This window comes from Rhizobium brockwellii (genome assembly GCF_000769405.2).
GTDB lineage: Bacteria > Pseudomonadota > Alphaproteobacteria > Rhizobiales > Rhizobiaceae > Rhizobium > Rhizobium brockwellii.
In genome coordinates, this window is record NZ_CP053439.1 from 1,289,521 (window position 1) to 1,307,614 (window position 18,094).

Sequence of the window (18,094 nt, forward strand, 5' to 3'; positions counted from 1 at the left end):
TTTAAACACGCGCGGCGCTGTGACACGCAAGGAAACGCCCCGTGCCCGCTCTCCATGACCTCCTCGACAGATCCTATGACGCCTTCCTTTTCGACATGGACGGAACGCTGCTGAATTCCATTGCGGTCGTCGAACGCGTCTGGAGTGAATGGGCAAGACGCCACGGCTTCGAGCCGGAGGTCTTCTTGAAGACGATCCACGGCATCCGCGCCTCCGATGTGATCCGCGGGCTCGGCCTGCCCGGCGTCGATCCTGCCCATGAGGCGGATCTGCTGCTCGCCGAGGAAATGGAGGATGTCTCCGGCATCGTTGAGATCCCCGGCGCCGTCCGCTTCCTCTCCGCCATCGCTGAGGGCCGATGGGCAATCGTCACTTCGGCGCCGATCGAGCTCGCAAGGCGCCGCATGGAAGCCGCCGGCATCCCGATGCCGAAGGTCATCGTCAGCGGTCAGGAGGTCAAATCCGGCAAGCCCAGCCCCGAAGGTTATCTGCTCGGCGCAAGCCGCCTCGGCGTCGAGCCGAAAAAATGCCTGGTCTTCGAAGATGCCGTCGCCGGCATTCTCGCCGGCGAAGCCGCCGGCGCCGACGTTACCGTCATCACCGAAACCCACGCCACACCCTTCGAAACACCGCATTTTTCGATCGCCAACTACCTGACATGGCAGCCCCGCCAGACCGCCGAAGGCCGGCTGAAGCTCGCGGCGATCTGACCATTCGCGCAAACCGCTCCCTTTTTGTTGGAGGCAAGGTTTTTCCGCTTGCATTGCACGCGCTGAAAAACTAAACGAAGCAAGCCGTTTCGGCAGGTCGGGGCGTAGCGCAGCCCGGTAGCGCACTTGACTGGGGGTCAAGGGGTCGCTGGTTCGAGTCCAGTCGCCCCGACCATTTATCCCCTTGAAATCTCAGTCAGCATGTCACCTTCTTCGTCCCGTTGGCGGCGGAAAACGGAACGACGCATCGGTGGCAATGCTGAAACGGCAGCCGAACGTCCCGAAAGAAAATGTCATTGGTAGGCCTTCGACCGCCTTCAGTGCGGTTTCTGAGCGATCGCGATCATCGATTTCGCCAGGAGCGGAATCCTCCCGACATATTCGAAGTCGACATCTTCGAAGCCTGTTTCGACGAGCAGCGTGCTGAGCGTTTCGGGAGACCAGAATTTGATATGACCATGGTCCTTCAGAGGCATAAAATGGTCGTCCATCTTTCCGCTCACGGCTAGGGCCAGATTTTTCCAGTAGCCGTGGAAGGGCGTCGATACGACCGCAATGCCACCAGGCTTCACCAGGTCGTAAATGGTCGTTGAGAAGGCCTTGGGATCATAGACATGTTCCACCACTTCAAGACTTATCACCGCATCGAAGGTCCCATACCGGCTGGAAAGATCCTCGTAACCGGAGCCGATTTCCAGCGGAAGATCGGGGTGGGCCGTTCTCGCTTTCGCGATGCCGTCCTTCGAGGGATCGACACCGACAACGTCATAGCCTTTTTCCGCAAGCACGGCTGCAGCACCGCCGGTGCCGCAACCGAGGTCGAAGACTGCCGTTTCGTTTGCCTCCTGGAAACTGTTCTTGAGAACATCGACAACGGCCGGCAAAATATAGGAATGGGCGGTCGCCGGCTTGGCGTGTACATAGGTAGTCGCGTCCAGTTCGATAGACATTTTACCTCCTGAAAATCTGAAGATGTGAGCCGCCACTGCAATGGTAGGGCGGACTTTGACGGGAGTGTGGTGTCGCTGTGGTATTAAGGTGATTAACGCCGAAGGCGTTTGCGGCCGCTAAGGTTTTAACGGCGGCTAAGGGAGCGCCCGCCGTTTGGCTGTACCGACTGCGCGCGACATCCTCCAGCCCGCCCGACGCTCGCCCCATTGCAGATCCCGAAGTTGATTGACAGGGTGCCCTGAAGATGTTGAAAACGGGCCGCGTTCAGGTTTGCCGCATTCTCGTGGTTCAAAGGGCCGCTGCATCGGCTCCAGCCGTTTCGACCATTTAAACTAAATAACGCGATGAAATACCCTTTGAAGGTGTATCGCAAATAAATCTTTTAGTTCTTTTTGGTACTCCCTCAGTTGGGAGAGGTGGTATTTGTTGCATTTTGTTAAGGTTATACCCAGTTTGGAAGTTAACAACCCAATTTTGAATTGAAAAAAACCTGAAGCCTCTTCGCATTCTCGCGAATATGTGTAGATTAACACTGTCCCTGTCACAGATAGCCTAGTCGAGCGCATGACGGATATGAAGCACAATCTAACTTGCAGGCAGAGCCTCGCCAGCGCGTTCCAGTCTCTGTCGGACGAGGCCGTCAAAGCCGGCTGGTCGGAAGGCGATGTCGCCCTTGCGCTTGCTGAACTTGCCGAGGAGCGGGTAATCGAAATTACCGCCAGGGTGATCATGGAGGGCTCCATCCATCCCCAGTTGGTCGCCGCCGGCGGCCGTAGCGGCTAGCGGTCTTACACCAGCAATCCTGCCGTTTTCAATGCCGTGATGAAGGAAGCCTGTGCTGCGCGTGGGCTGCGCAGTCCGTCGAGCGCATCCAGGCAGTGCTGGCGCGCAACGCGATAATCGCGCCCACGCTTGCTCGGCCACCGCTTCAGATATTCGACGGCCTCCCAGACGGTGGAAACGATCAGGCTGCTGTTTGGAGAAACGACTCGGACGGGGGAGGGAAAGCGTTTTTCGCTCACGTCTGCACTCACTGATTCCTGCTACCAAACGCGGCCAAAACGCGGGGGATAAAATTTTGTTCCACAAGAATTTGCGCAGTTGCTAAAGTTCAGGCCCTCGCGCATAATGACTTTATGACGGTTGCGGAGGGCGGCCGGCGATGCAAGCGTGGATGCGTTTGCCCTCGGAGGATTGCGGCATGATGTTACGGTCATCAATTCATCCGCATGATTTGCCGTTATTCTCGGAAGATCTCGATCTGCTTTCGCAAGTGCTCGGCAAGGTCTGCGACGAACGCGGCCTCGTCAAAACGACGCCGGAGGCCGAGCGGATCGGTGCGGTCATCATCCAGCTCTACAGGCAGGGCGTGAAGGACGGCGGCAAACTCGCCGATCTTGCAAAAACCTATCTCTGAAGATCAGTTCTGCTCGATCGAGACGCCGTTCTTGCCGATGCTCATCTCGATGCCTTGCGGCTTGTTTTCCTCGTGGACGATGTAGGCGCCGAGGCCGATAACGGCGACGACAAGAACACCGATGATGACGTAGAGACCATTGCTGCGGTTCAAAAGACTTGCCCCCGATATGTTATGGGACAGCGAAACGCCCGGGCGACCGATTGGTTCCGTCAGTCGTCGTTGGCGGCGTTGAGGTTTTCCGGCCGGATGCCGTCATCGCTGGAGGTGCGTGCCCGCAACCGGATGCCGGGGCCGCCTTCATCCTGATTGCCGCTCGACAGGAAGATAATGCCGTTCGCCTCGAGCGTGCTGCGCACATCGAACAGGGCGTGCGGCTCACCCGCGAATTCACCGTTTTCCAGCGCCGTCACGGTCTCGACCGGCAGGCCGCTGGCGGCGGCGAGCTCTTCGATGCTCATTCCGATCATGGCGCGGGCGCCGCGTATCTGCGTTGCTGTTATCATGGTGGAAAACCTAGCGCATTTCCAGCGCTTCTCAAGTGGCGGCGTTACACGTCGGGCGGTTTCGCTCCCTAAGGCACGCGCTCTTCAAACTTCCCTCAATTTTACACCAAATAGATCGTCATACATGCGCTCGACCGCGATCCCCATTCCTCCCATCAGGGCGGCCCGGTTCCCAAAGCGACTGATCTCGATGCGCGGCGGATAAGGCGTACAACGCGGCAAGAAACCGCGGATGGCGTTTACGAGTTCCGGTCTCGCGCCGATGCTGCCGCCGGTGATCACCAGTTCAGGATCGAGAGCCGCTCCGATTGCAGCAATAGCGACTGCGACGAGCCTTGCCGTCTCTTCGATAGCAGCCGCGGCGCTTGTTTCTCCTGCATTAAATGCGGCGAAGAGATCGGCCACGGTGGAGGCGTTGCGCCCGCCGAAACCGACGTAGCGGCGCAACATCGCGACGCTGCCGACCGCACTCTCAAAGGTTCCAAGCGTAAATCCGCCAGGATCAAAAGCGTCTCCGCCGATCGGAAGATAGGCGATTTCGCCGGCCGCCCCACGCGCACCGCGCAACAGCGTTCCGTTGGCGATGATGCCCATGCCGACGCCGGTTCCGAGAGCAACGAAAGCAAAATTGCTGGTTTCGATACCGTGTCCCCGCCATCTCTCCCCTTGCGCGGCTAGGTTGACGTCATTTTCAACGATCACCGGTATCCCCATTCTGTCGCTGAAGACTTGCCGCAGATTTATGGCATCGATGCCGGGGATGCTTGGCGCTACGTTGATATGTCCAGTGGCCGGATCGAGCACACCGGGACTGCCCAGAACGACGAGGCGGAGTTTGTCGGCAGTCGTCCCCGCCGCAAACGCGAGTTCTACGATAAGATCGCTGAACTGATTGACGAGATGCATTCCGCCGCGCGGGTCGGTGGGTATTTTGGTTTCAGCAACCACGTTCCCTAACAGATCGCAAATAGCCGCAGCAATCTTGGTGCTCCCTAGATCGATAGAGACCGCCAGTCCTGCCCTGGCATTGATTTCATAGGTGATCGCATTCCGGCCCGGGCGACCATCAGTCTGCCCGACTGGTTTCAGCCATCCGTCATCCTCAAGGTCGCGCACGACATCGGAAATCGTCTGCTTCGACAAGCCGGTCAGCTTGGCAATATCGGCGCGAGAGATCGACCCGTTCGCGAACACGGTTCGGATGACGGCATTGGTTGAAATTTTTCGTGCGATCGGAGTCTGTGCGACAGAAGATGTCATTGCCATCCGGCTAGCTCAATTAGTTCGGAGCGCATACTTAATGGGGCGATTTTGAGTTCACAACTACCGCGACTAACTGGAATTCAATACATCGAAGACGGCAGTTTGTCTATGTCCTTGACAAATAGGAGGCCAGCTGTAGGCTTGGGATCAACGTGCGTTAAAAATGCGCGATGAAATAAAGAGGGTCGAGTAGAAGTATGCGCCATACGTATCGTCTGGTTAGCCGTGCGCCCGTCAAGATCGCTCGAAGAAGAATGAGGCTGGGCTTATCTGGCTATTTCCTTTTTCGCGTGCCGCCGACTTCGTAAACCCGGCTTCCGAGGATTTTCTCATGATGAAGCCCTCGACTGATGGACAGCTTTTCGCAGAGCAGCCTGTTTTACCGCCGATAGTATCACGCCTTCAGGCGGACGTTTATCCAGAGGGATACGCTGATCTCGCCAGGTGGGGAGCGGGTAGCTTCGGGCGTGTGAGATTTTCTCCAATCAAGGGTGCTTACACCCATGAGACAGGGCCTTTCCATGGCTCGGAGAAGCCAGGAAATGCTTCAACCCAATCCCTCATCGATCCGCATTGCGAATGCGACGGAGCCATCCTGCTCGAATTCGGAAAAGCCGAGGTGGCGGTAGAAACCCCTGGCGCGTTCGTTGTTTGGGTCGACACCGAGATGCACGGCTCCGACCCCGTGATGTCGAAGCGCCTGAAGCTCCGTGCCGATCATCCTGCGCCCCCAACCGCTGGCCTGGCGTCCGGGAAGGATGTTGATGTGAAGATGCGCCGGGTACTGGTCTTGAAGCCACGCGGTTCCGCTGCGCGGATTTTGAATTCGTTCCATCACGTCGGCGTCGCGCGGATGGGTGGGTGCCCGTCCCGCAATCTGCTGGCGGACGAACGGCCACCAGTTCGCCTGCAAGTCTCTGTCGAACCTGCGGGTGTCCGGTACCCCTACGACATAGCCGACCGGCCGACTGTCCTGAACGAGAACAAAGGCAAAGTCCGTGGCGAATTTGAGGTAGGGTACCGACCAGATGTAGCCGGGCAGATGCGGGTCGCTATAAAGCGCGCTGGCATCCTCACCGCCGTTCGCGGTTTTCAGGCAGATGTCGAAAAAGGCATCGATATCCGCTTCAATCGCGGGGCGGATGAAGCAGCTGGTGTCCATCACTTTGCCACCTCCTGCGTGGCGCTTTGTCATTTTGGGTCGCGAGAGGAGCGGATGCATTGACGATTACCTCAGATTCGCCAGCCAGGCAAAGCTCTGGGGGAAGAAAACGTTCGGCCGCTGCTTGGCGCAAGGCCTGAACGGGGAGTGGAAAATAAACCAGATGAGGTGGAGCAGATGAAAAGAACCGTGAAATCGATCAGCATACTGCCAGCATACGGATTGAGAGCAGCTGTCGCGCTTGCTGGCGCGGCGCTTTTGAGTTTTGGCCTTTCGACAGCCGCGCGCGCTGACGAGCTGGCTGTGTGGGATGACCAAACCTATGAAGGCCAGAGTGCTGTTATAGAGCAGCTCAACAAGGAGTTCGAAGCTGCCCATCCCGGCGTTACGATCAAACGCACCGCCCGCACCTTTGATGACATGAAGTTGACGCTGAAGCTTGCGGTTTCGGCAGGTGATGGCCCTGTCATCACGAAGGTCAACCAAGGTGCCGGTGACATGGGGGCGATGGTCAAGGAAGGATTGCTCCTGCCGGTCGACGACTACATCAAACAATATGGTTGGGATAAGCTCCAGTCGGATTCCGTGCTCGCTCGAGACCGCTGGGAGGATGGAAAATTTGGGGTCGGTAAGACCTACGGCATATCCGGCCTCGGCGAGATCGTTGGCCTATTCTACAATAAAAAGATCCTCGCCGATGCAGGAGTAGCGCTGCCGCAAACCTTCGAGGAGCTTCTCGCCGATCTCGACAAGCTGAAGGAAAAGGGCGTCCCGCCCTTCATGATGGGCTCGGCAAAACAGCATCTGGCCCTGCACATGATCGGCGCCATCGATCAAGCGCATATCGACGCCAGCAATCGTGCCGAGCTTGACGATCTGATTTACGGCCGGGGCGGCTCCTGGAACACCAAGGGGAACATCGAATCCGCCAAACTCGTGCAGCAATGGGCACAGGGCGGTTATTTTTTCCCCGGTTACGAAGGTATCTCGGGTGACGACGCCGTCCAGCTTTTCATTTCCGGGCAGGGCGCGTTCCTTATCTCCGGGACCTGGTATTTCGGTGACATGCAACACAATCCGGATATCGGCTTTATGGCCATTCCCGCCCCGAAGGGTGTTTCCAAACCCATGAGCGTCGGGGGTGTGGATCTTGCCTGGGCGATAACGAGCCTTGCCAAAACCAAGCCGACACAGGACCTGGCCGGCGCATATATCGATTATATGGTCTCGGAAAAGGCTGCTGAAACCTGGGCCAATGCTGGCTATCTTCCGGCAACTTCGCTCGCGGCTGACGCAAAGCCAAAGCTCACGCCGCTCCTCACTTCCGGCATCGAAATGTGGAAGACACTCAACGCCAACGACGCTCTCGGCCATTACCCCGATTGGTCGAGCCCAACGATGCTGAAGACAATAGACGACAACACGCCGCTTCTTCTGTCCGGCAATATCACGCCCGAAGCCTTTGTCGATGCTATGGACAAGGATTATCAGGCGTACCTGAAGGACAAGAAATAAAGACTGCCAGCGCAGGTCACGGCCGTCCCCGGCGGTCGTGGCCTCAGTCTCGTCGATCCAAATAAATGAGCACTGTGATCGGCTTGCTGCGCGATGACCACAGCTTTGGCTTTATGGAGTAATGGATGAAACGCTCCGCACTTGACGGCTCGCAACAGACCAATTTTATCTATTTATTGCCGGGATTGCTGTTCTACGCGGCTTTTGTCTTTGGACCGATCGTTGCGGCTTTGGGTTTGAGTCTGACCAGCTGGGACGGCTTGAGCATGCCCAAGTGGGTTGGTTTGGGCAATTACGCCGATCTCTTTTCTGACAGTCGTTTTTATATTGCCTTGCGTAACAATGCCGAGCTTATGATCTTCTACTGTGTCCTGCCGCTCGTGCTCGGCATAACTCTTGCTGCCTGCGTCTGGAATCTGAAGCAGCGCGAACAACTCGCCCTGCGCACCTTCTTGTTCCTGCCTTATATCATGCCGACCGCCGTGTTGGGCATCATCTGGGCATGGCTCTACAATCCCGCATTTGGCCCGTTCAATCAGTTTCTCAGAGCAGTGGGGCTGGGCGCCCTTGCGCTCCCATGGCTGGGAGATTTCAATTTCGTGCTTCCCGCGGTCGGGATCGTTGCCACTTGGTATTTCTTCGGTTTTTGCATGGTCATCTTCCTGACCGGGATTCAACGCATCGACCCGTCTCTTTTCGACGCTGCCAAGGTCGATGGCGCTTCGGGGCGAAAAACCTTTTTCTGGATAACCCTGCCGCTTCTCTTGCCTGAAATAAGGGTGGTTTTGCTGCTGACGGTCATCGCGTCGATCAAAAGCTTCGACCTGATTTTTACGATGACCAGGGGCGGACCCGCCAACGCGACGCTCGTGCCGAACATCTACATGTATCAGCTCGGCTTCGAGCTTAATCGGTTCGGCGCTGCGGCGGCCATCGCCATTGTCGGCGCGATACTCACATTCGTCATCAACTACGCAATTCACCGGCTGGTGGGCTCGCAGAATAAAGGACGGACTTAATGAGCCGTTGGTCTAATATCCCCGCCGGTACGCTATTCCTTCGCATTGTGCTCTGGCTTCTTGCTTTCGTAACGATCACGCCGTTCCTGCTCCTGCTTCTGACCTCAATAAAGAGCAAGGCTGACGTTCTGCAGGGTGCATTCGCGTTGCCAGCATATCCGCATTTCGAAAATTACGTCGATGCCTGGAATGCCGGACATTTCAATATCTACTTCTGGAATTCGATCATCGTTGTCATACCCGTCGTTGCTGCAAGCGTCTTTTTAGGCCTGCTGACCGGTTTTGCCTTCGCCTACCTGTCTTTTCCGTTCCGGCGCACGCTGTTCGCTATCCTGACGCTCGGCATGATGGTGCCGGCGGAAGCCTTCATCATCCCGCTTTATTATGAAATGCGGTATCTCGGACTGATCAATACCTATGCGGCTCTGATTGTGCCGCAGATCGCGATGTCGATACCATTCTCGACGATCTTCCTCGCCAGCGCGATGCAGCAACTGCCGGAAGAAGTTCTCGAAGCGGCGGTTCTCGATGGCGCCGGACGCTTCTATATCCTGCGCAAGATCGTTATCCCGCTCATGGTGCCGGCAATGTCGACTCTGGCGCTGTTTCTGTTCATATGGACCTGGAACGAGTTTCTCATTCCGTTCATTCTGGTCAATGACGACGCTTATCGGACGCTGCCCCTCGGCATGCTGTTTTTCCAAGGGCGTTATACCGTCAATACGCCGGTTCTGACCGCCGGCGCGGTGATCGTCATTTTCCCGCTCATCGTGACTTATCTGGTTTTCCAGCGGCGGTTCATTGCCGGCCTGACGGCAGGAGCGACGAAATAGACAGCCGATGCGATCGGCGGCAAAGTCTCACGCGGCTCCCCTCACGCCTCGCTCACGCTTGTGGCGCACTTCCAGCGCCGCGCAGCCCCAGACCGTGCCAAGCAGCAGATAGACATGGCGCCAGTGGTCGATATCGATGACGTTGCCGATTGTCGCATGGCCGAGAACCGAGATCCAGGCGATCATCAGGAAGGGCTGCCACGGCCGGTCGAGCAGCAAGTTTCGGAAGCCGAGAGCCAGCGTCCAGACAAGCATGCCGACATAGCTGACGAAGCCGAGCCAGCCATAGGTGGTCAGCGATTTCAGCCAGATATTGTGCTCGTCCTCGGGAAACATCGTGCCGAACACCAGCGGACCGATGCCGAAGGGGCGCTCCATCATCATGGTGAAGCCGATCCGATGGCGCTCGAAACGGCCAAGATGTTCGCCGTCATATTGCTGCACCAGCTGGGCACGCGCCGAAAACAGTTCGGCGACCTTCGGGATCTGCAGTGCCACCAGCAGCGAGGCGATCAACATGATGATCGCCGCCAGCGACAGGACCAGGACTCGCAGGCGAAAGGCGCCGCTGCGCTCCTTTAGCAGCATGATGAAGATCAGCAGCGCCACGCCAAGCGCGAAGAGCCCCCAGGCGGCACGGGAGAAGGAGAGGAAGATGCCGAGCGCAAGCACGAGCAGGGCGGCGGCCTTCAGCGGAGATTTCTTCAGGTCGCCGGCCAGGATGCCGTGGATGAGATAGAGCGATGGCGGCACCAGGAAGGGGCCGAAGACGTTGGGGTCCTGGAAGGCGCCCTTGGCGCGGTCGTAGAGCGTGAAGATTTCCGCGCCTGGAAAGGCGTGGAAATAGCCGAGTATGCCGAGCGCGGAGGTCGCGACGGCGGCGAAGGTCCAGGCGTTGAAGATCAGCGGCAGTCGCTTGTGGCTGTCCTCGATGATCGCGGCGTAGAAGACCGCCGTCAGCGCCAGAAAGGTCGACACCGCGATATACATCGGTCCCGTCGCCAGGTCCTTCATCTGCGTGAGCGACAGCATGCCGCCGATATTGAAGGTAAGCAAAAGGGCGAGCAGCGGCGCCACGCCGCGCGAAATCCGGAGGCCCAGGATGAACCAGAGGCCGATCAGCCCCGCCATCCAGAGTTCATAGGGTGCCGGCTCGTCGATCACGAAACCGGAGAGGAACACACCGAAGGCGACGAAGGCCGAGCCGATCAGGCGCAGCGTCATCCGCTGCGGTTGGGCGACACGGCGATATGTCGCCTCGATCGCGCTCAATAGGCGTTTTCCGTGTTGAGCAGCCGGATCGGCGTCAGGAACAGGATCTTGAGATCGAACCAGAGCGACCAGTTCTCGATGTAATAGAGGTCGTAGGCGGTGCGGAACTTGATCTTCTCGTCATTGTCCACTTCGCCGCGCCAGCCGTTGATCTGCGCCCAGCCGGTGACGCCCGGCTTGACGCGATGGCGGGCGAAATAACCCTCGACGACATCGCCGAAGGCGCGGTCGCGTGCCTGAGCGAGAACGGCGTGCGGACGCGGGCCGACCAGCGAGAGATCGCCCCTCAGCACGTTGAAAAGCTGCGGCAGTTCATCGATCGAGGTCTTGCGGATGAAGCGGCCGACGCGGGTGACACGCGGATCGCCCTTGGTCACCGCTGCCTTGCCGGTGGGGTCGGCCATGTTGGTGTACATCGAGCGGAACTTGAAGACGTTGATGATTTCATTGTTGAAGCCGTGGCGCTTCTGCATGAAGAAGACCGGACCTTCGGAGGTCGCCTTGATGGCGATCGCGGTCGCGACCATGATCGGCCAGAGCAGCGCAAGTGCGACGATCGTGAAGAAGATGTCGAAGCCGCGCTTGGCGACGGAATCCCAGTCGCGGATCGGCTTCTTGAAAATATCGAGCATCGGCACCGAGCCGACATGCGAATAGGCGCGCGGCCGGAAGCGCAGCCGGTTGGCATGCGCGGCAAGGCGGATATCGACCGGCAGAACCCAGAGCTTCTTCAAAAGGTCGTAGATACGGGCCTCGGCTGACAGCGGCAGGGCGATGATCAGCATGTCGATGCGCGTCAGCCGCACGAATTCGACGAGTTCGGCGACGGTGCCGAGCTTCGGATAACCGGCGACCATGATCGGCGAGCGTTTCTCGCCGCGGTCGTCGAAGATACCGCAGATGCGGATGTCGTTATCGGCCTGCTGTTCGAGGACGCGGATCAGATCCTTGGCCGGCTCGCCGCCGCCGACGATGACGGCACGGCGTTCCATGATGCCGTTGCGCGCCCAGTTGCGGATGCCGTAGGCGACGAGGAAGCGCTCGGCCGCGAGGAAGAGAGCGCCCGCAGCGAACCAGACGATATAGGCATCGACCATCGCCGATGTCGTGCCGCGAAGAAGTGCGAACAGGCCGGTGATGAGGACAAACGCGATCGTCCAGGCAACGAGGATGCGCGGTATCAGCCGCACCTTGGAGCGAAGTGCCGGAATTGTGTAAGTATCGGCAAGCTGCAGGCTGATGACGGTCAAGGCCGAGGCAATCGCCGCCATGCCCGCCCGCATCAACGGTGAATCGCCGCCGTCGCCGGGGCTGAAATAATAGGTGATCAGAGCTATCGCAAAGAGCGCCAGGAATTCGAGCAGCCGCAATTGCCCGATGATGATCGTTGGCGAACGGGTTCCGTCACGGAACTGTTCGGCGATCTGCCGGGCATAGGGGTTGATCTCAGTCGGATCGGAAGGTTTCTGCTGACCCGCTTCGCCGCGCACCTCGACGTCGGAAACCTGCTTGCGCAGTGCGTCCACGTCGAATTGATCGCCTTTTTCCAGCTTGTTCATGGGGTTTCATCGCTCGTTGTTACCCAAGCGAAATAGCAGAAAGCCCCTAAGAAACATTTACGAGGCGACGGGCAATACTTGGCCGGCAGCGGGATTGACGAGCTCTTGGTACAATTTCAGGACATCACGCGCCATGACGGCGGAGGAAAACACCGCCTTTACCGCCTCGGGCTTCGGCATCGTCCTGGCGTGCCAGTCGGGTGTGCTCAGCGTTTCTGCCATGACGCGGGCGAGATCGTCGGAATTACCGGGCTCCACCAGTGCTGCGCTTTCGGCGCCGAGCACCTCTGGAATGCCGCCGACACGGCTTGCGATGATCGTCTTGCCGGCGCCGAGCCCCTCGAGCACGATATAGGGCATGGCTTCGGCGCGCGAGGGAACGACGAGGTTCTGAGCCATGGAGAAGGCTTCATGGACCCGCATTGCCGGCAGCATGCCGATGCGTTTGCCAAGGCCGCGTTCGACCATCATCTCACGGTAGCGGTCGCGATCCGGCCCGTCGCCGATCATCAGCGCCGACAGTGGCCTGCCGAGCAGCCGTTCGGTCTTGGCGAAGGCATCGACAAACAGATCGGGACCCTTGAGGTCCCGCAGCATTCCCACATAGATGAAATGCACGGCATCCGAGCGGGTCGGGATCGGTTCGAAATCGCGCTCGCCAATGCCGTTGTAGATCAGTCTCGTCTTCGTCCGCGGCTTACCCACCTTGCGCGCATAGATGTCGCGCTCATATTCGCAGATGAAGACCAGCGCATCGGTGAAATATTCCTGCAGGCGCTCCATCCGGAGGACGAACTGTCCACTGAGCGAGGAGCGCGAATAATGCAGGCTTCCGCCATGCGCGGTATAGAGGCGGGCTACGCGATACCTGTTCACCCGCAACGCTGAGCCGGCAAGTCGCGCGAGCACACCGCCCTTGGCGCCGTGTCCGTGCAGCACATCCGGCCGCAAACTTTTGATTTTCTTGTATGTATCCCACATCGTCGCAATATCGGACGGGCTGATCGAGCGCCGGATCGGCACGCGCGTCAGGCCGAGCGAGAGATAGGGACGGATATCGTCGAACAGGCTGTCCTCGTAATCGCCGCCGGTCGAGCTGTCGCAGAGGATGCCGATTTCATGGCCGGCCTTGCTGTGCTCCTCGACGAGATCACGGACGTGGCGGAAAATTCCACCGATCGGCGACCTGAAGCAATGGAGGATACGGAGCGGTTGCTGTTTTGCCATCGCTCAGAAAAGCCGTTCGCGAACGTAGATCGTGTCACCTGCGATGATCGGCCCTGATATATTGATGCGGCCGGTCAGCACCTGTCCGTTGATCTTGCGGGTGACATCGACCATGCGCTGGTTGGCGCGGCTGGTGAAGCCGCCGGCAATCGCGATGGCATTCTGCACCGTCATGCCGGGAACATAGGCGTACTGGCCGGGCTGGCCGACTTCACCCATGATGAAGACCGAACGGTAGCGATCGACATCGATGGTGACGTCGGGATCGCGAAGATAGCCCTGCTGCAGTTTCTGGGCGATCTGGCCTGAGAGTTGCTGCAGGGTTCGGCCACGGGCGGGGACCTGGCCGATGAGCGGGAAGGCGACATAGCCGGCCTGGTCCACAGTATAGGTGTTGGTCAGGCTCTGCTGGTCGAAAACGGTGATGCGCAGTCGATCGCCGCTGTCCAGCGTATAAGGCTGAATGGTCGCCTCGTTGAAGGCCTTCGGCGCCGGCTTGTACGTCGTGCAGCCGCCCAATGCTGCCGTCATGGCTGCAAGGCTCAGGGCCAAAAGGATCTTGGGCTGGACGACAGACATCCGCTTGTGCTCACAAAAATGAACTCGATGCAGTCGTTATCAATCCGTTAGGGTTAATGCCCGGTAAAGGGCATTGGCAATTTCTGGGTTTCCTTCATCTGTCATCGCTTAATACTCGGCAAGCTCACCATTAACCGTTGAGTTACCATGGTCGTTTACGCTTGCGGCACCTTTGTTGTGGAGTAAGAGCATGTCCGGCGTAGCTCGTGATCAGGATGTGGACATCGACCTCGGCCAGTTGGTCCGTGCGGTCTGGACGCGCCGTCTGCGGATTTTGACAATCACCCTCGTGGGGGCGGGCGTTGCCTTTGCCTGCGCCAAGATCATGTCGCCGCAATATCGCAGCGAAACACGCATCCTCATCGAACCCCGTGCTCCGGCCTTCGCCAGCACACAGCAGATCAATGACGCCAGCGCCGGTCCGCTGATGGACGAACTGAACATCGCCAGCCAGGTGCAGCTTCTGCAATCGGCCGATCTCCTCAAGAAGGTGATCAACGATCTGAAGCTCTATAACCTCCCGGAATTCGACGATGCCGCCAGCGGTTCGGCGATGAGCAGTATTCTGGTGAAGCTGCATCTGAAGAAGAACCCGCTGGAAAATCCGCCGGAAGAGCGCGTCATCGACGCCTTTGTCGAACGCCTGCAGGTCTATCAGGTCCCGGGTTCACGCGTCATCGGCATCAATTTCACTTCCAAGGACCCGAAGCTCGCCGCCGCCATCCCGAACGCCATGGCGAATGTCTATCTTTCGACCCAGAGCGGCGCCAAGCTCGATTCCAACTCCGAGGCGACCCGCTGGCTGGAGCCGGAGATCGAAGGTCTGCGCGGAAAGGTTAGCGAAGCCGAGAAGAAGGTCGCCGAATACCGCACCTCGCACGGGCTGCTGCAGACGAACGGCACGACCACTTTTCCGGCCCAGCAACTGAACGATATCTCCGCCGAGCTGACCCGCGTGCGGGGCGACAAGGCCAATGCCGAAGCGCGGGCGCAGGCGGTGCGCAATGCGCTGTCTTCGGGCGAAGCTTCCGATACGCTGCCTGACATCATGTCCTCCCAGGCGATCCAGCGGCTGAAGGGGACGGAATCCGGCCTGCAGTCGCAGATCTCCGATCTGCAGACCAGCCTTCTCAACAATCATCCGCGGCTGAAAAGCCTGCGCGCCCAGCTCTCCGATATCCGCACCCAGATCCGCCAGGAGACGCAGAAGATCCTGGCGAGCATCGAGAACGAGTCGAAGGTCGCGGATCTCCGCGCGAGCGAACTCGAACGGCAGTCGGAAACGGTGCAGGCCACCAGCGCCCGCGCCGGTGAGGACGAGGTCGGTCTCAACGCGCTGGAGCGTGAGGCAAACGCCCAGCGCCAGCTGCTCGAAACCTATCTTGTGCGCTATCGCGAGGCCGCCTCCCGCGCCGACAGCAATTCGAGCCCAGCCGATGCCCGGATCGTTTCTAGGGCCGTTGAGCCGGTCGATCCCTATTTCCCGAAGGTGGTGCCGATCGTCGTCGTCGCTGCCGTCGCGACGCTGATCATGAGCGCCATCGTCATCATGCTGACCGAACTCTTCAGTGGCCGGGCACTCCGCCCCACAGATGCGGCTTCAGAGACAATCGAGGCAGAAGCAGTCGTTGAGGAGAAACATGTGCCGCAGGCCGCTCCGATCGCCGCTGCCGCCGGAAGGCCCGTTCAGCCGAGCATGCTCGCCGTCGTCGCGGACGAAGAGGATACGATCGAGGACGTGAAGATTGCCGAGGAGGTGCCAAAGGACGAGCCGGAAGATGACAACGAATTCTCCGTCGCCTCAGTTGCAGACTATCTCACCGGCAGCCGCGCGCCGCTGGCAATCGCCATATCTCCGACTGGTGACAATGGCTCGGCGGCGACGGTCTCGCTGACCCGCATGCTCGCCGACGCCGGCCGCCGCGTCATCCTGATCGACATGACCGGTTCCGGCTACCCCACCGAACTGATGGCCGAGGACCAGGCTGCCCTCGGCGTCACCGATCTGCTTTGCGGTGAGGCAGCCTTCGGCGACACGATCCACGGCGACCGCTTTTCCGACGCCCATCTCATCCCTCAAGGCCAGAGTGACGTGCGCCGCGCCATGCGCGGTGTCGACCGGCTGTCGTTGCTGCTCGATGCGCTCGCCGCCGCTTACGACCTCGTGGTGGTCGAATGCGGTTCGGCCGATGTCGCCGGCGTCTCGCGGCTGACGCGCAGCCGGGACGTCGAGATCATCCTCTCGCTGCCTGAGGTCGAGGAGACCATTTTCGTTGCGCTGATGACGGAATTCCAGGCTGCCGGCTATGAGCGCGTCGTGCTGATGTCGGGCGGCGAAGGGGCCGAACAGACACTCGGCCGGGCTGCTTGAACGATTAGCCGATCCGTGCCCGGATGCCTTGGGCGAATTTATAGAGCTTCGGGCGCGCCTTGATGTGCGCCTTGCCGCGGGTGACGATCCGGTGTGCGGCGCCGGCGATCACACCGAACGGCGATACCGGCAGCACCACGTCGTAATGCGCGGTCTCGACCGGCGCCCAGGAACGCTTGTAGGTCTGGTCGCCGAGGCCGAAATCGAACAGCGCGACACCCTTGCCATGCAGTCCCGAAATGGTCTGCCAATAGAGGAATTCGCCGGGGCTCGTATCCGGCGCGAGCTCTTCATCGATCGCGCCGAACTGGCAGATGATGTGGTCGCCCTTGCGCGAAATCCCTGAAATCGCTGCGATCTTACCCTCATGCTCGCCCTTGAGCCGGAGCATATGCATCTGCAACCCGAAATACTGTCTGGTGTCATCCAGCTTGTCGATGAGGCCGTGCAGGAAGGCTTGCGTTTCCCTGTCGGCGAAGACGTCGGGCAGGCCAAGGCTGGCGAAGCGGGCGCTCTTCAGGCAGAAGAAAATATCGAGCAGGCGGTGCTGTTCTTCCGATGTCTCGGGAATGAGGTATTCGAACCCGCCGGCCGCCTCGAGACGTTTCGATTGAACACGGAATTTCTTGCGCCGGTTCTTGGCGTTGAGCTGCTTCAGCGTTTCCTCGAACGTGGGAAGGAACGGCAGCTGATAGGCATGATTCTGGTTCTGCACCATTGGCAGCCCGGCGAGCGGGCTCTCGCGCCCACGCCATTCCAGCGGAATGTTCTGCAGCAGCAGCAGATCGGCGCGGCCCTTTAGCGCCTGCTGGAGCCGGCCGGCGAATTCATGGGGGGCGATGGTCCTGCCGGCTTCGGCAAAGCTCTCTGCGAATAGGCCGGTATTGATATTGCTGTGATCGGCGGCGATGAATTTCGCCGTCTTGAGCCCGCGAGACTTGACGATCTCGACCGGCAGAATGAAGGCGGTCTGACCCGCATGAGTGCCTTTGAGGATCGCAAGCGGTCGCTGGAAGGCGCTCGCCCAAGCGGCGCACCAGTCGTAGCTCTGATGCAGGGACTGGAGATTGTCGCGCTCCAGCGCCCGCCACTCATCCTCCAGCGGCTGCATCGTATCGAAGACTTCGATGTCGATTTCAGCCATGGCGAGTTTCATGCTCAGCTGGCGCAGGCGCGAAATGGCCGTATCGGCCAGCGCCACGTCGTCGGACGGCTGTTCATGGACATCGAGCTTTTGCGTCTGCACGGTTTTCTCCGGTCAAGAATGCTGAACGGGAAGGTAGGTATGCCAGACGTATATTTGGTTTAACCGCACGCGGTGGGGGAGGTTTTCCGCCGATCACGGTTATTCGGCCGTTAATGGCCTAAAGCATGTCGCGCAAAAGTGTGCCGCGGTTTTGCGACAACGACATGCGTAAAAACAAAGACCTAAAGCGCGACAAGCGAACCTGAAAGATCGCGAGGCGCTTTAGCGCAGCGGCGGGCCGGCCATCCATTTGATGATCACCATCGCCGGCAACACCCAAAGCAGGCCGGTGAGCAGGAAATAGAGCAGATGTCCCCACCAGGGCGCGTTGCCAAGCGTCGCCACCGCGATCGTATTGGCCACCAGCGCATAAACGAGCACGAGCACGATGATGAGGATCGTGCCGATGAATTTGCGGAGGCGGACGGGCATCGGCTATCTCTTGCAATGGAGGGGCGAACCGG

19 protein-coding genes and 1 tRNA gene are annotated in these 18,094 nt (G+C 59.2%); 8 read left to right on the forward strand and 12 right to left on the reverse strand.

Translation table 11 applies throughout. The annotated features are described in order from the left end of the window. Window positions 1–41 precede the first annotated feature (41 nt). Together RLCC275e_RS06510 and RLCC275e_RS06515 are read left to right on the forward strand one after the other, a co-directional pair. On the forward strand, window positions 42–710 hold the full coding sequence (locus tag RLCC275e_RS06510) for an HAD family hydrolase (protein WP_033180369.1): 669 nt from the start codon (window positions 42–44) through the stop codon (window positions 708–710). A 98-nt stretch (window positions 711–808) separates the two neighbouring features. Further along, window positions 809–885: transfer RNA gene (locus RLCC275e_RS06515), tRNA-Pro, on the forward strand. Between the two features lie 142 nt (window positions 886–1,027). On the opposite strand, the gene RLCC275e_RS06520 is transcribed toward RLCC275e_RS06515, so the two are convergent. Next, a complete protein-coding gene (locus RLCC275e_RS06520) occupies window positions 1,028–1,660 on the reverse strand; it encodes a class I SAM-dependent methyltransferase (RefSeq protein WP_033180368.1) in 633 nt (210 codons plus the stop codon). A 565-nt stretch (window positions 1,661–2,225) separates the two neighbouring features. Here RLCC275e_RS06520 and RLCC275e_RS06525 point away from each other — a divergent pair. Beyond that, a complete protein-coding gene (locus RLCC275e_RS06525; protein ID WP_033180367.1) occupies window positions 2,226–2,444 on the forward strand; it encodes a hypothetical protein in 219 nt (72 codons plus the stop codon). Between the two features lie 5 nt (window positions 2,445–2,449). Here RLCC275e_RS06525 and RLCC275e_RS06530 read toward each other — a convergent pair whose 3' ends face one another. Then, on the reverse strand, window positions 2,450–2,683 hold the full coding sequence (locus tag RLCC275e_RS06530) for a DUF982 domain-containing protein (protein ID WP_033180366.1): 234 nt from the start codon (window positions 2,681–2,683) through the stop codon (window positions 2,450–2,452). 179 nt (window positions 2,684–2,862) lie between these two features. Here RLCC275e_RS06530 and RLCC275e_RS06535 point away from each other — a divergent pair, with 179 nt between their 5' ends. Continuing rightward, window positions 2,863–3,078 carry a hypothetical protein gene (locus RLCC275e_RS06535; protein WP_171816903.1) on the forward strand — a complete coding sequence of 72 codons (216 nt, stop codon included), beginning with the start codon at window positions 2,863–2,865 and terminating at the stop codon, window positions 3,076–3,078. Window positions 3,079–3,081: 3 nt separating this feature from the next. On the opposite strand, the gene RLCC275e_RS06540 is transcribed toward RLCC275e_RS06535, so the two are convergent. The 4 genes from RLCC275e_RS06540 to RLCC275e_RS06555 all read right to left on the reverse strand — a co-directional run bounded on the left by RLCC275e_RS06540 (window position 3,082) and on the right by RLCC275e_RS06555 (window position 6,009). Continuing rightward, on the reverse strand, window positions 3,082–3,231 hold the full coding sequence (locus tag RLCC275e_RS06540; RefSeq protein WP_003558382.1) for a hypothetical protein: 150 nt from the start codon (window positions 3,229–3,231) through the stop codon (window positions 3,082–3,084). Between the two features lie 59 nt (window positions 3,232–3,290). Beyond that, on the reverse strand, window positions 3,291–3,584 hold the full coding sequence (locus RLCC275e_RS06545; RefSeq protein WP_003558384.1) for a helix-turn-helix domain-containing protein: 294 nt from the start codon (window positions 3,582–3,584) through the stop codon (window positions 3,291–3,293). Window positions 3,585–3,668: 84 nt separating this feature from the next. Beyond that, window positions 3,669–4,850 (reverse strand): ROK family transcriptional regulator, encoded by a 1,182-nt coding sequence (locus RLCC275e_RS06550; protein ID WP_033180365.1) that lies wholly within the window; start codon window positions 4,848–4,850, stop codon window positions 3,669–3,671. 544 nt (window positions 4,851–5,394) lie between these two features. After that, window positions 5,395–6,009: a GNAT family N-acetyltransferase gene (locus RLCC275e_RS06555; RefSeq protein WP_033180364.1), complete on the reverse strand. Its 615-nt coding sequence runs from the start codon at window positions 6,007–6,009 to the stop codon at window positions 5,395–5,397. Window positions 6,010–6,186: 177 nt separating this feature from the next. On the opposite strand from RLCC275e_RS06555, the gene RLCC275e_RS06560 reads away from it, so the two are divergent. The 3 genes from RLCC275e_RS06560 to RLCC275e_RS06570 all read left to right on the forward strand — a co-directional run bounded on the left by RLCC275e_RS06560 (window position 6,187) and on the right by RLCC275e_RS06570 (window position 9,376). Then, window positions 6,187–7,524, forward strand: coding sequence for an extracellular solute-binding protein (locus RLCC275e_RS06560; protein ID WP_033180363.1), 1,338 nt, complete (start codon window positions 6,187–6,189; stop codon window positions 7,522–7,524). Window positions 7,525–7,649: 125 nt separating this feature from the next. Continuing rightward, complete coding sequence (locus RLCC275e_RS06565; protein WP_033180362.1) at window positions 7,650–8,543, forward strand: carbohydrate ABC transporter permease; 894 nt, start codon at window positions 7,650–7,652, stop codon at window positions 8,541–8,543. Continuing rightward, a complete protein-coding gene (locus tag RLCC275e_RS06570) occupies window positions 8,543–9,376 on the forward strand; it encodes a carbohydrate ABC transporter permease (protein WP_033180361.1) in 834 nt (277 codons plus the stop codon). Before RLCC275e_RS06565 ends, RLCC275e_RS06570 begins: the two co-directional genes overlap by 1 nt. Before the next feature lie 27 nt (window positions 9,377–9,403). Here RLCC275e_RS06570 and RLCC275e_RS06575 read toward each other — a convergent pair whose 3' ends face one another. Genes RLCC275e_RS06575 through RLCC275e_RS06590 form a run of 4 tightly spaced genes read right to left on the reverse strand, consistent with a single transcriptional unit; the run spans window position 9,404 to window position 14,013 of the window. Continuing rightward, complete coding sequence (locus tag RLCC275e_RS06575) at window positions 9,404–10,648, reverse strand: O-antigen ligase family protein (protein WP_033180360.1); 1,245 nt, start codon at window positions 10,646–10,648, stop codon at window positions 9,404–9,406. After that, the gene (locus tag RLCC275e_RS06580) at window positions 10,645–12,207 is read right to left on the reverse strand and encodes an undecaprenyl-phosphate glucose phosphotransferase (protein WP_033180359.1); all 1,563 of its coding nucleotides are present in this window, start codon (window positions 12,205–12,207) and stop codon (window positions 10,645–10,647) included. Before RLCC275e_RS06580 ends, RLCC275e_RS06575 begins: the two co-directional genes overlap by 4 nt. A 57-nt stretch (window positions 12,208–12,264) precedes the next feature. Then, a complete protein-coding gene (locus RLCC275e_RS06585; RefSeq protein WP_033180358.1) occupies window positions 12,265–13,434 on the reverse strand; it encodes a glycosyltransferase family 4 protein in 1,170 nt (389 codons plus the stop codon). 3 nt (window positions 13,435–13,437) lie between these two features. After that, window positions 13,438–14,013 (reverse strand): polysaccharide biosynthesis/export family protein, encoded by a 576-nt coding sequence (locus tag RLCC275e_RS06590; protein ID WP_012756926.1) that lies wholly within the window; start codon window positions 14,011–14,013, stop codon window positions 13,438–13,440. Between the two features lie 190 nt (window positions 14,014–14,203). Between RLCC275e_RS06590 and RLCC275e_RS06595 the strand changes: the two genes are divergently transcribed. Beyond that, complete coding sequence (locus RLCC275e_RS06595; RefSeq protein ID WP_033180357.1) at window positions 14,204–16,384, forward strand: GumC family protein; 2,181 nt, start codon at window positions 14,204–14,206, stop codon at window positions 16,382–16,384. Between the two features lie 4 nt (window positions 16,385–16,388). On the opposite strand, the gene RLCC275e_RS06600 is transcribed toward RLCC275e_RS06595, so the two are convergent. Then, complete coding sequence (locus tag RLCC275e_RS06600) at window positions 16,389–17,630, reverse strand: GNAT family N-acetyltransferase (protein ID WP_033180356.1); 1,242 nt, start codon at window positions 17,628–17,630, stop codon at window positions 16,389–16,391. A gap of 222 nt (window positions 17,631–17,852) precedes the next feature. After that, window positions 17,853–18,062 carry a DUF2842 domain-containing protein gene (locus RLCC275e_RS06605; RefSeq protein WP_012756929.1) on the reverse strand — a complete coding sequence of 70 codons (210 nt, stop codon included), beginning with the start codon at window positions 18,060–18,062 and terminating at the stop codon, window positions 17,853–17,855. Window positions 18,063–18,094: the final 32 nt, after the last annotated feature.

Excerpts from the sequence above, each read along its gene's own strand:
- RLCC275e_RS06520 (WP_033180368.1), bottom strand. The coding sequence starts at position 1,660 with ATGTCTATCGAACTGGACGCGACTACCTATGTACACGCCAAGCCGGCG.
- RLCC275e_RS06525 (WP_033180367.1), top strand. The coding sequence starts at position 2,226 with ATGACGGATATGAAGCACAATCTAACTTGCAGGCAGAGCCTCGCCAGC.
- RLCC275e_RS06535 (WP_171816903.1), top strand. The coding sequence starts at position 2,863 with ATGATGTTACGGTCATCAATTCATCCGCATGATTTGCCGTTATTCTCG.
- RLCC275e_RS06545 (WP_003558384.1), bottom strand. The coding sequence starts at position 3,584 with ATGATAACAGCAACGCAGATACGCGGCGCCCGCGCCATGATCGGAATG.
- RLCC275e_RS06550 (WP_033180365.1), bottom strand. The coding sequence starts at position 4,850 with ATGGCAATGACATCTTCTGTCGCACAGACTCCGATCGCACGAAAAATT.
- RLCC275e_RS06555 (WP_033180364.1), bottom strand. The coding sequence starts at position 6,009 with ATGGACACCAGCTGCTTCATCCGCCCCGCGATTGAAGCGGATATCGAT.
- RLCC275e_RS06560 (WP_033180363.1), top strand. The coding sequence starts at position 6,187 with ATGAAAAGAACCGTGAAATCGATCAGCATACTGCCAGCATACGGATTG.
- RLCC275e_RS06565 (WP_033180362.1), top strand. The coding sequence starts at position 7,650 with ATGAAACGCTCCGCACTTGACGGCTCGCAACAGACCAATTTTATCTAT.
- RLCC275e_RS06570 (WP_033180361.1), top strand. The coding sequence starts at position 8,543 with ATGAGCCGTTGGTCTAATATCCCCGCCGGTACGCTATTCCTTCGCATT.
- RLCC275e_RS06580 (WP_033180359.1), bottom strand. The coding sequence starts at position 12,207 with ATGAACAAGCTGGAAAAAGGCGATCAATTCGACGTGGACGCACTGCGC.
- RLCC275e_RS06585 (WP_033180358.1), bottom strand. The coding sequence starts at position 13,434 with ATGGCAAAACAGCAACCGCTCCGTATCCTCCATTGCTTCAGGTCGCCG.
- RLCC275e_RS06590 (WP_012756926.1), bottom strand. The coding sequence starts at position 14,013 with ATGTCTGTCGTCCAGCCCAAGATCCTTTTGGCCCTGAGCCTTGCAGCC.
- RLCC275e_RS06595 (WP_033180357.1), top strand. The coding sequence starts at position 14,204 with ATGTCCGGCGTAGCTCGTGATCAGGATGTGGACATCGACCTCGGCCAG.
- RLCC275e_RS06605 (WP_012756929.1), bottom strand. The coding sequence starts at position 18,062 with ATGCCCGTCCGCCTCCGCAAATTCATCGGCACGATCCTCATCATCGTG.